An 11,834-nucleotide genomic window follows, 5' to 3' on the forward strand; every position below is an offset into this window, starting at 1 on the left:
TTAGGTAAAACAAATGTTTATTTTTTAATAAAACAATATTTAAATAAGTTAATCTATAAAAAGCAAAAAATAAGTGGTGTATTGAGTCTAAATGTATATAATAAAATAACCCTTAAAAATCAAGGGTTAATTACTCGATAAATTACAGAGTTTTTCTGTTGTAAGAAATGAAGATATGTATTTAACCGATTTTAATTATGATTTTAGCGAAATAACTTATTTCTACCCATATAACTTTAAAACAATTACTAAATTTACACCATAATATACAAGATTGAATTGATTAATAGCATATTGATTTAATTGTATTAAAATGATGATATTAAAGTAATTTAAACTCTCAAATTATTAATCTATAACACAAGAAAATAGATTATTTATTTTATAGACATCGTTTAATGCTAATTTAATTGAGCTAATAATTAAAGAATTGATTTTGTTTTTATGTACAAAAGGGGAGATAATCTAAAAGAATTTAGTTGCTTATTTGCAATTCAGTATATATATGCTGTACAGATATACCTATGTGCAAAATTAAATTTTAATAATTAAGAATGTTGACCGCAACTAAAATATATTTATCATCACCTCACATGGGTGGCTCAGAACAAAAATTTGTTAATGAAGCTTTTGCAACGAATTGGATAGCTCCATTAGGTCCTAATGTTGATGGATTCGAAAATGATATAAAGCATTATTTAGGAGGAAATGATCATGTTGCTGTACTTAGCTCAGGAACAGCGTCAATTCATTTGGCATTACAATTATTAAATGTATCCCATGGCGATGAAGTACTATGCCAGAGTTTTACATTTTCTGCCTCAGCTAATCCCATCCTTTATCAAGGTGCTAAACCTATATTTATTGATAGTGAATCCGATACTTGGAACATGTCTCCAGAATTATTGGAAATAGCAATTAAAGATAGGATTGAAAAACACAAAAAGCCAAAAGCCATAATAGCTGTTCATTTATATGGTATGCCTTATAAAGCCAATGAAATTAATGCTATTGCAAAAAAATATGAAATTCCAGTAATTGAAGATAGTGCAGAAGCTTTTGGAAGTTCATATTTTAATCAACCTTGTGGTACATTATCCGATTTTGGGATCTTATCATTTAATGGTAATAAAATAATAACCACTTCTGGAGGAGGTGCTTTAATTACTAAAAGTAAAAATCTAAAAGATAAAGCGGTTTTTTTATCTACGCAATCAAGAGACAATGCTCCACATTATGAACATTCATCAGTAGGTTTTAATTACAGAATGAGTAATGTTTTAGCTGGAATTGGAAGAGGGCAGATGGAAGTTCTTGATGATAGAGTAGCTTCTAGAAGACAGAACTTTGAATTTTACAAAAAAAATCTATCACAATATAGTCAAATTTCATTTTTAGAAGAACCCAAAAACTTCTTTTCAAATAGATGGTTAACATGTATAGAAACGAGCTCGTACGAACTTAGAGAACAAATAAGATTAACATTATTAGAAGATAATATAGAGTCTAGACCGCTTTGGAAACCAATGCATATGCAACCTATATTTAAAGACAGTATGCATTACACAGATGGTACTTCAGAAAAACTTTTTGATAAAGGTTTATGCTTGCCAAGTGGTTCTAACTTAAATGAAAATGATTTAAAAAGAATTGTTAATATAATATCAAAAACCCCAAACCTATGATAAATAACTACTTCTTTACCTATTATTCACAAAAATATGCCTCAAAATGGCTTGTTTTAGGTATTGATTTAATATTGGTTTTGTCAACATTTTTTATGGCTTACTTTATTAGATTCAATTTTACCCTCAATTTTGATTTAGAGCAATTTGTATATGAACTTCCGTTTGTTCTAGTTGTTTCTGCAATGAGTTTCTTCGTAATTGGCTCATTTAAAAGTATTATAAGGCATACAGGTTTTACAGACGTTGTGAATGTATTTAAGTCAATACTTTTAATGTCTTTGGCTTTTATAGGTTTTGTCTTAATCAATAGAACTTTTGATATTGTTTCTGGTTTTACCATTCCACTTTCAATAATTGTAATGCATGCCGTATTGAGTTTTGTAGTGCTTAGTGCCAGCAGATTGCTTTTTAAAATGACTTATAAGTATTTAAAATGTAAGTTGTTACAAACTAAAAGAGTATTGATTTATGGTACTGGAGATTCTGGAATTGTAACCTATAATGCATTGGTTAGTAATGTGAGTACAAGTGTTAATGTTATTGGGTTCATTGACGATGATGTAAAAAAGAATGGACAGGTTATTAATGGTATTTCAATTTTACCTTATAGTCATATTAATGAAGCCTATGTGACATCTAATAATATTGATGAAATTATAGTAGCATCACAACATGTTGATACTAATAAATTAATAAAACTTATTGACTGCCTTGTTGATTCTGATGTAAAAGTTACTAAAGTACCACCAATTGAAAGTTGGATTAATGGTGAGTTAAGTGCTAAACAGATAAAGCAGGTGCAAATTGAAGATCTTTTAGGAAGACCTCCAATACAGATAGATAATCCAAACCTTTTAAGTGAATTTAAAGGTGAAAGAGTTCTAGTGACAGGTGCTGCTGGCTCAATTGGGAGTGAACTTGTTAAGCAATTATCTAATTTAAATGTTAAACAACTTATTTTAGTAGATCAGGCAGAATCACCTCTTTATGATTTACAACAAGAGTTAAAACAAAATGGAAAATATAATTATACAGCCATTGTAGCAGATATAAGAGATGGATTAAGAATTGATAGTATATTTCAAGATTATAAACCAACAATGGTTTTTCATGCGGCCGCATATAAACATGTACCTTTGATGGAAGAATCTCCTTATGAGTCCATTAAAATAAATGTAAATGGCACAAAACTCTTGGCAGACACAGCATCTCGTTATAATGTTAAAAAGTTTGTTTTTATATCTACAGATAAAGCTGTAAATCCCACTAGTGTTATGGGGGCTACAAAACGGATGGCAGAGATGTATATTAGTTGTCTTCAAAAAGAAAGTAAAACTAAATTTATCACAACACGATTTGGTAATGTGTTGGGATCAAATGGTTCCGTAATTCCATTATTCAAAAAACAAATTGAAAACGGTAGTCCATTAACTTTAACTCATAAAGATATTACTAGATATTTTATGACCATTCCTGAAGCTTCTCAATTAGTATTAGAAGCAGGAACTATGGGTAAAGGTGGTGAGATATTTATATTTGATATGGGTGAGTCTGTTAAGATATTTGACCTTGCAAAAAATATGATTAAATTATCTGGATTACGATATCCTGAAGATATTGACATAAAAATAACTGGATTACGTCCAGGAGAGAAGTTATATGAAGAGCTTTTAGCTAATGGAGAAAACACACTTTCTACCTATCATAAAAAAATTATGATAAGCAAGACAAGAGCGTTGGATTATGTAAAAGTAAAATCTGAAATAGAAGAGTTATGTATCACAAACCGTTTTCAAAACAATAATATTGTTATGAAAATGAAAAGTTTGATTCCTGAATATAAATCCAATAACTCGGAATATGAGAGATTTGATACTCGAGTAAAAATATACAAAAAAGCTAAAGGTATTATAGATAGCAATTCTTTGAATAAAGTAGAATACAAATCAATATAACTGATATTAACAATATTATTATTAAATTTGAAACTTAGTTTTAAATTTAATAATCTTAATAATAGCCCCAAATACGTTAATAAAATGAATAAATTTGTAAAAAGAAAGAGATTTTCAATACTTTATATTCTTACAGTTTTTTTATTATCATACTCCTGTGGATCTAAAAAAGATGTTGTTTATTTTCAAAACGCAAAAGACTTTGAAACTTTAGTAGATACAGACTCATTTACACCAAAATTTAAAGTGAATGATATAGTGAGTATATATGTTTCTACATTTGATTTAGAAGCAGCAGAACCATTTAACTTAAAAAAAGGACAATCTGCTTCAGGTGGCTTAGAATATATTGATTATTTAATAGATGTAGATGGCAATATTGATTACCCAGTTCTGGGAAAAATTAAACTATTAGGTTTAACCGTAGAGGAAGGCAAAGTATTATTAAAGAAAAAGCTCGCAGATTACCTCAAAGATCCCATAGTAAATATTAGAATTTTAAATTTTAGAATTTCTGTACATGGCGAAGTCAATTCACCAGGAATATATGAAGTACCTGGAGAGCGTGTTACGCTTCTTCAAGCAATTGCTATGGCTGGAGATTTAAGGATTAAAGGAAAAAGAGAAAATGTTTTAGTAATAAGAGACTTTAATGGCTCAAAAACATTTACCAGAATAGATTTAACTAATAAGGAACTATTCAACTCTCCAGTATATTATCTTACCCAGAATGACATTGTTTATGTTGAACCAAATAAATCTGCAATAAGTGATGCATATTTAGATGCTAGAGTTAATACTGCCATATCTATAGCATCAATTCTTATTACAACCGCTATTGTTTTAATAACCAGAAATTAGGTAATAAATCATGGGAAAATCAATTAAGACAAAAAACAATATTAATAAAAGTCAACAAGAAGAATTTGATTTAAAGAAAACACTTTTACCTTATTTCCGGAATTGGAAATGGTTTGTTTTAAGCTGTATTGTATTTATTATACTTGCATACTTTAATTTAAGATATGCAACGCCAGAATACAACGCATATGCTAAAATAATGCTTGTTAATAATGATGGTGTAGCTAATCCCGCTGAAAACATACTCAATGATATTGGCCAAATATCTAATGTAGAAGCAAAGGCTATAGAAGATGAAATTGAAGTATTAAAGTCAAGAAAATTAATGACAGGCGTTGTAGAAAGGTTAGATTTAAATATTCAATTTTTTGCTAAAGGGAGAATATATGATTCACAATTTTTCCCTAATGATAAGGCGCCTATTAAAGTGAATTTTATTGCATCAGATTCTATTATCAATAAGTCTAAATTTACTTTTAGTTTATTGGTTACCTCTGATACTACATTTGATTTTATTCATACTCCTGTAGGAGCATTAGAACCAACTACAGAACATATGCTTTTTGGGAAAAATGTTTCAACTCCAATTGGCGATATTGTTATAACTCCTAACTTTAGAAATGCATCTTTTTTAAAAGACCAGCTTTTATATGTTAATATTAAATCAATTGAAACATTAGCTGAGAAATACAGAAACAAAATACTTATTTCATCAGCTGGAGAATTTTCAAAAGTTATCAATTTGTCTTTAGATGATCCTTCTGTAACTAGGGCTAAAGCTATTCTTAATACTTTGGTTGATGAATATAACAGGATTTCAATTGATGAAAAAAGTATGAAATCAAATAATACAGCGGATTTTATTAATAAAAGAATAAATTTAATAGCTACGGATTTATCAAAGGTTGATGACGAAATAGAACAGTTTAAAACAGGTAATAAGTTAACCAACATTACTTCAGAATCAGATTTATATTTAAGCACCAATGCCGCAACTGAGGAAAAATTAGCTCAAAGTCGTACGGAACTAAGTATGATTAATTATATGAAAAATCAAGTTGGTGATAATTCATTTGACCGTATTCCATCAAATGTGGGATTATCAGATGCATCAGTAAATTCAATGGCTACTAAATACAATGAGTTATTGGATAATCGTGATAGATTATTAAAAAGCTCTAATGAAAAAAACCCTATTATAGTAAATTTAGATCAACAAATCAATAATTTGAAAGATGGTCTACGTCAAACTTTAAATAATTCTGCAAAAACAGCTACTCTTAGGATTAATAGTTTAGAAAACCAGTCAGCAAAAATTAGCTCAAAAATTTTCGCTGTTCCTGGACAAGTTAGAAAATCTAGAGATATTGAGCGTGAACAGGGTATTAAAGAATCTTTATATTTATATCTTTTACAAAAACGTGAAGAAGCAACAATAGCACTAATATCAACATCACCAAATGCTAAAATTATTGATGCTGCACATTCTGAAGGCATGCAAGTAGCCCCAAAAGTATCTATTACATATATAGCTGCTGTAATGATTGGGTTATGTATCCCTTTTGTGTTTTTCTATGTTAGAGATTTGCTAGATAATAAAATACACAATAAAGAAGATTTAGAGGAATTAATTAAAGATATTACTGTTCTTGGTGAGATTCCTCGAATTTCAGGAAATGATAAAAGTGTTATTGAGCGTAACGATAGATCCGTTTTATCAGAATCCTTTAGGATTATTAGAACTAATTTCGATTATATAAGACGACGTAAAGGTGTTGAAAAATATAACAATGTGGTTTTTGTTACCTCAACAATAAATGGAGAAGGTAAATCCTTTTTTAGTTTAAACATGGCGCTTACACTGGCAAATACCGGTAAAAAAGTTTTATTGGTTGGTGCAGATGTTAGAAACCCTCAAATTTATTCTGCTATTAATGGTAAAAAAGCAAAAGGCAATTCAAAAATAGGACTAACTGAATATTTAGCTGATAATTCAGTGCTTTTGGAAAACACTATCAATAAATACGATATTAATAATATTGGAATGGATATATTACTTTCAGGAAAAGTACCACCTAACCCTGCAGAGCTCTTAATGAATAGCAGAGTTAAGGATTTATTTGATAGAGTTTCAGAGCTATATGATTATGTTGTAGTCGATACAGCACCTTCAATGTTAGTAACAGATACATTGCTAATTAGTGAATATGCAGGCCATACTATTTATTTAACAAGAGCTGATCATACAGAAAATAAAATATTAAACTTTGCCCAGGAATTACATTCTGAAAACAAACTTAATGGTATGATGCTTGTTGTTAACGATGTTAACCAATCAAACTTTGGCTATGGTGCTAAATATGGTTATTATGGAGCTCCTGAAAAGAAAGGTTTCTTTAGAAGAAAAAAAGCAAAGGCTTAAATAATTAAATAACTAAACTAATTTAAAGTTTGTTGGAACTAATTTTCAACAAACTTTTTTTATTTTTTGGAAATAAAACAATTGAAAATCTAATTGAATGATGGTTGTCTTGGTATTAAGAATGATTAGACTGCATAAAAGTCAAAAGCATCAATTATTATTTTATCATCAACAATACAATCAATTTTGCATGCGCCAATAGATTCTAAGAGTACAAAATTAATATTACCATGATTGTTTTTCTTATCGTATTTAAGTAATTCGATTATAGCTTTATATTCACTTTCATCTATTTTTACTTTTCCATAATATCCTATAAACAAATCCTTGATATCTATAGTTTTTTGCCTTGGAAAACCAGCTAGTTCTGTAGAAATATAACAAGCTAAAATCATTCCAACTACAATAGCTTCACCATGTAGTAAAGTTGTTTTATTTTCATTACTTAAAAAATACGATTCTATAGCATGTCCTAAAGTATGTCCAAAATTTAATGTTTTCCGCAAATTGTTTTCAAACGGGTCATTTTCAACAACGTTCTTTTTTATGATTACAGATTCATAAATCAATTTGTCCAAATCATTTAATGATAACTTTGATAAATCTTGAAATTTGTTCCAATACGATTCACCTGTAATCAAACCATGCTTAAGCATTTCAGCTAGGCCAGAACGCATTTGGTTTGTTGCCAATGTATCTAGAAACTTTGTATCAATAAGCACTAAATTTGGATTACTTATTACACCTATTTGATTTTTTAAATGTCCTAAATCAACTCCAGTTTTTCCACCTACCGATGCATCAACCATAGAGAGTAGGGTTGTAGGAACATTAATATAAGCAATACCGCGCTTAAAGGTACAGGCTACAAAACCACCTAAATCGGTTATTACACCACCACCAATATTTATCATTAAACTTTTTCGATCTGCATCTAAATCAGAAAGTGTATTCCAAACACCAACGCATGTATCTATGGTTTTATTTATTTCACCAGATTCAATTTCAATGATTTCAATAGCAACATTTGCTTCCAACTTTTCTAAGAATAAAGGCAAACAATGTTGATGTGTATTTTCATCAACCAAAATAAAAATTTTAGAAAAGTTACCTTTTTTAAGGTGCTCGTTTATAGAAGGGTAGCACGTTTCATTGAAATGAATGATACTATCATTTGCTGTAATAGAATCCATAGATAATTATTGTTTTTTAAGGCTGTGAAATTAAGGAGATTTTATATAAAATGATAACTTAGCTATAATTATCTTTGATAAAACTTTTTATTGAATGAATACAGATTTAATATTTGACAATACAGAAATTGCTTTTTCGCTAAAAAGTGATTCTGAATTAGAACGTGCCTATTTTTTATTTAAAATGATTTCAATTGAACCGTTAGTAAAAATTGGTACTGCAGCTACAAATTTTGCAATTAAGGCTAATTTACCTATAGAAGGCTTGATTAGATCAACAGTTTTTGATCATTTCTGTGGAGGTGTTAATGAAGAGGATTGTTTAACTGTAATTGATAATATGTATAGCAAAGGAGTGAGTTCCGTTTTGGACTATTCTGTTGAAGGCAAAGACAATGAAAAAGAGTTTGATGCTGCTAGAGATAAAATTCTCAAAATAATTGATTTTGCTAAAGCTATTGATGCCATTCCAATAGCAGTTTTCAAGCCAAGTGGTTTTGGACGATTTTATTTATATGAAAAAATTGGTAAGGGAGTGTTGTTAAATGAAAATGAGCAAGATGAGTGGGATAGAGTTATAGATAGGTTTGATATAGTTTGTAAAAAGGCTAAAGCTAATGATGTAGCTGTTTTAATTGATGCCGAAGAGAGTTGGATGCAAGATGCGGCCGATACATTAATCACTCAATTAATGCAAAAATACAATACTGAGAAACCAATAGTTTATAATACATTGCAAATGTATAGGCATGATAGGTTAGCTTTTTTAGAGAAAGAACATCAAAAGGCAAAAGCTGGTAATTATTTTCTTGGTTTCAAATTGGTTCGTGGAGCCTATATGGAAAAAGAAAATGAAAGAGCTGATAAAATGGGTTATAAATCACCTATTTGTGCAAGTAAATTTGCAACCGACCAGAATTTTAACAATGCTCTATATTATATAATGGATCATTTAGACTGCATGTCTTTATTTGCTGGCACCCATAATGAGGATAGTTCGTATTTATTAATGCAATTCATGGAAGCAAAAAGTTTAAAAAACAATGATCCGCGTATATGGTTTGGACAACTATATGGTATGAGCGATCATATAAGTTTTAATTTGGCTAACAAAGGCTATAATGTAGCCAAATACGTTCCATTTGGACCTGTAAAAGACGTTATGCCTTATTTGATAAGACGAGCTGAAGAAAACACATCTGTATCTGGGCAAACAGGAAGGGAACTAGCACTTTTAAAAAAGGAGAAAAAGCGTAGAAAAGTTTAAAAGATTTTTAATTTAAATAGCAGAAACTATTTTGTTATTACTTTAATAATGGTAATCCCAATAAGTTTTAAATCAAAAAAGAAGTTCCGCTTTCTAATATATTCTTTATTGAATTTTAATTTATCAGGAATAATGGTTTTTATAAAAAAAATTTCAGGGTCTTTTGCTGCTTTTAGTAATTCGACTTCATTTCTATATTTTAATGAAGCTAACCCAGTAATACCTGGTCTGACTTGAAATATGGTCATATCATCGTCATTATAGAAATTCACATAATATCTTAGCTCTGGCCTAGGCCCAACAAAACTCATATCGCCTTTTAAAATATTAATCAGCTGAGGAAATTCATCAATCTTATAGCGTCTTAAAAAATACCCAATTTTTGTAATTCTAGAATCGTTATTACCTAGTGTTAACAAGCCTTTGCTATCTGATTGGATGCGCATGGTTCTAAACTTAAAAATATTGAAATCTTTATTATTTTTACCAACACGCTCTTGAATAAATAAGACAGGTCCTTTGGAGTCTAATTTAATTAATATGGCAATTAAAAGCAGTAAAGGAAAGAGTAGTAACAATCCAATTGTAGAAAAAATGAGATCAAAACTACGTTTAACCATTAGTTTACTTTTAAACTTGTAATAGTGGCAATGCTATCGCAATTTTCAACTGTTAAAGCAATTTCTTTATCATTAAAATCCCCTTCAACTATATATAAGCCGCAAGGTTCTTGTCTAGTATTGCTTTCAGAAAAATTAATGTCTCCTTTTTTTAAAACATATTGTATAGCAGTCGTATCAATAGTATTGTTAGCCAAAAGTGAGTTAATATGAGTACTGTACATAATTTTTTTAGAACTTATGTTTTTTAAAACACGGGCATCGGGGCCATAACTGCAAGATGTTTTTTTACCGTTTAAAAAAAATGCTAAAATGATTAGTCCTAAAGAAAAACCACCAAGATAATAGCCAATACGTTGTATAAGTTTCATTTAAAGTAATTAGGATTTGTAGAATTAAAGGTCATTAAAAAATCAGCAAATTAATATCGCTATGTTTTAAATCAAACCATTCACCAACAGATTTATTGGTTAAAATGCCGTGGTAAAAATACAATCCATTTTTTAAACCTCTATCAAATCTCAAAGAATTTTCTATACCGCCATCTTCACCAATTTTCAACAAATAAGGTGTAAAAATATTACTTAATGACACAGAAGCTGTACGTGGATATCTAGCTGGAATATTTGGTACACAATAATGCACGACACCATGTTTTACAAAGGTAGGTTGCTTATGTGTTGTAACTTCGCTAGATTCAAAACAACCACCCATATCAATACTAACATCAATAATTATGGCACCTTTTTTCATGGATTCCACCATAGTTTCTGAAACTACAATTGGCGACCTATTGCTTCCTCTTACGGCACCAATAACAACATCGCAACGTTTTAATGCTTTATTTAAATTTTTTGGTTGAAGGGTAGATGTGAAAAGTGGACGGCCTAGATGGGTTTGAATACGTCTTAGTTTAGTAATGGAGTTATCAAATATTTTTATGCCCGCACCCAAGCCAATGGCACTTCTTGCAGCAAACTCGCCTACGGTACCAGCACCTAAAATAACAATTTCTAAAGGAGGTACACCACTTATATTTCCAAACATGAGACCGTTACCGCCTTTGGTATCCGACAATAGTTCGGCAGCAATTAAAACGGATGATGTCCCAGCTATTTCACTTAAGGATTTTACCGCAGGGTAGGAGCCATCAGAATCACGAATAAATTCAAAAGCCAGTGCTGTTATACGTTTTGAAGCCAAGGCTTCAAAATATTTTTTTGACTGCGTTTTTAATTGCAATGCTGATATTAATATGGTTTGCGGATTTATAAGTTTAATTTGTTCAAAACTAGGCGGTTCAACTTTAAGAATCATAGGACATGAAAACACTTTAGCAGTATCTTTTGTTATTTCTGCTCCAGCTTCACTATATTCTTTATCGCTATAATTAGCGCCACTACCAGCTCCGGATTCAAGCAATACGCGGTGCCCGTTGCTTACTAAAGCGTATACAGCATCTGGTGTTAAACACACACGTTTTTCTTGATAAGCCGTTTCTTTGGGTATACCAATAAACAACTCACCCTTTTTCTTAAATATTTCCAGAGTTTCCTCTTGAGGCAAAAGTTGTTGCTTTGTAAAAGGCGAAAGTGGTTTCGACATGGTTCATTATATTATTAAAAATCAAATTACAAATAAATTTTCTAATGAGAATACAAACAGATGAATAATTAGTTGTAATAAAATTATCTTGGCTTTTAGTTTTTAATCAAAAATGTTAAGTTATGTATTTGAATATAGTTGTTTTTATGATATAGAAAAAACTATAATAGATTCAGTATAACAATGATTTATAATGGATTACAAAAAATGGAATGTTTGTAAG

At 29.9% G+C, this 11,834-nt stretch carries 9 protein-coding genes; 5 read left to right on the plus strand and 4 right to left on the minus strand.

Features of this window, described 5'->3' with window-relative positions:
- Positions 1 to 554: 554 nt before the first annotated feature.
- The 4 genes from ABD941_RS12660 (at position 555) to ABD941_RS12675 (ending at position 6,926) form a co-directional block, all read left to right on the plus strand.
- The gene (locus ABD941_RS12660) at positions 555 to 1,685 is read left to right on the plus strand and encodes a DegT/DnrJ/EryC1/StrS family aminotransferase (RefSeq protein ID WP_345274508.1); all 1,131 of its coding nucleotides are present in this window, start codon (positions 555 to 557) and stop codon (positions 1,683 to 1,685) included.
- Positions 1,682 to 3,643: a polysaccharide biosynthesis protein gene (locus ABD941_RS12665; RefSeq protein ID WP_345274509.1), complete on the plus strand. Its 1,962-nt coding sequence runs from the start codon at positions 1,682 to 1,684 to the stop codon at positions 3,641 to 3,643. The genes ABD941_RS12660 and ABD941_RS12665 overlap by 4 nt, the downstream gene beginning before the upstream one ends.
- 84 nt (positions 3,644 to 3,727) lie before the next feature.
- Complete coding sequence (locus ABD941_RS12670; protein ID WP_345274510.1) at positions 3,728 to 4,504, plus strand: polysaccharide biosynthesis/export family protein; 777 nt, start codon at positions 3,728 to 3,730, stop codon at positions 4,502 to 4,504.
- Positions 4,505 to 4,514: 10 nt separating this feature from the next.
- Complete coding sequence (locus ABD941_RS12675) at positions 4,515 to 6,926, plus strand: GumC family protein (RefSeq protein WP_345274511.1); 2,412 nt, start codon at positions 4,515 to 4,517, stop codon at positions 6,924 to 6,926.
- Positions 6,927 to 7,051: 125 nt separating this feature from the next.
- Here the strand turns inward: ABD941_RS12675 and aroB are convergent, their stop codons facing one another.
- Positions 7,052 to 8,119: a 3-dehydroquinate synthase gene (gene aroB, locus ABD941_RS12680; protein ID WP_345274512.1), complete on the minus strand. Its 1,068-nt coding sequence runs from the start codon at positions 8,117 to 8,119 to the stop codon at positions 7,052 to 7,054.
- A 94-nt stretch (positions 8,120 to 8,213) separates the two neighbouring features.
- Between aroB and ABD941_RS12685 the strand changes: the two genes are divergently transcribed.
- Positions 8,214 to 9,386 (plus strand): proline dehydrogenase family protein, encoded by a 1,173-nt coding sequence (locus ABD941_RS12685; protein ID WP_345274513.1) that lies wholly within the window; start codon positions 8,214 to 8,216, stop codon positions 9,384 to 9,386.
- A 26-nt stretch (positions 9,387 to 9,412) separates the two neighbouring features.
- Here the strand turns inward: ABD941_RS12685 and ABD941_RS12690 are convergent, their stop codons facing one another.
- The 3 genes from ABD941_RS12690 to ABD941_RS12700 are packed head-to-tail and all read right to left on the minus strand — an operon-like array spanning position 9,413 to position 11,611.
- Positions 9,413 to 10,006 carry a sugar transferase gene (locus ABD941_RS12690; RefSeq protein WP_345274514.1) on the minus strand — a complete coding sequence of 198 codons (594 nt, stop codon included), beginning with the start codon at positions 10,004 to 10,006 and terminating at the stop codon, positions 9,413 to 9,415.
- Complete coding sequence (locus ABD941_RS12695) at positions 10,006 to 10,377, minus strand: hypothetical protein (RefSeq protein WP_345274515.1); 372 nt, start codon at positions 10,375 to 10,377, stop codon at positions 10,006 to 10,008. Before ABD941_RS12695 ends, ABD941_RS12690 begins: the two co-directional genes overlap by 1 nt.
- Positions 10,378 to 10,411: 34 nt before the next feature.
- Positions 10,412 to 11,611 carry an alanine dehydrogenase gene (locus tag ABD941_RS12700; RefSeq protein WP_345274516.1) on the minus strand — a complete coding sequence of 400 codons (1,200 nt, stop codon included), beginning with the start codon at positions 11,609 to 11,611 and terminating at the stop codon, positions 10,412 to 10,414.
- Positions 11,612 to 11,834: the final 223 nt, after the last annotated feature.

Source organism: Flaviramulus aquimarinus (assembly GCF_039543205.1).
Lineage (GTDB): Bacteria > Bacteroidota > Bacteroidia > Flavobacteriales > Flavobacteriaceae > Flaviramulus_B > Flaviramulus_B aquimarinus.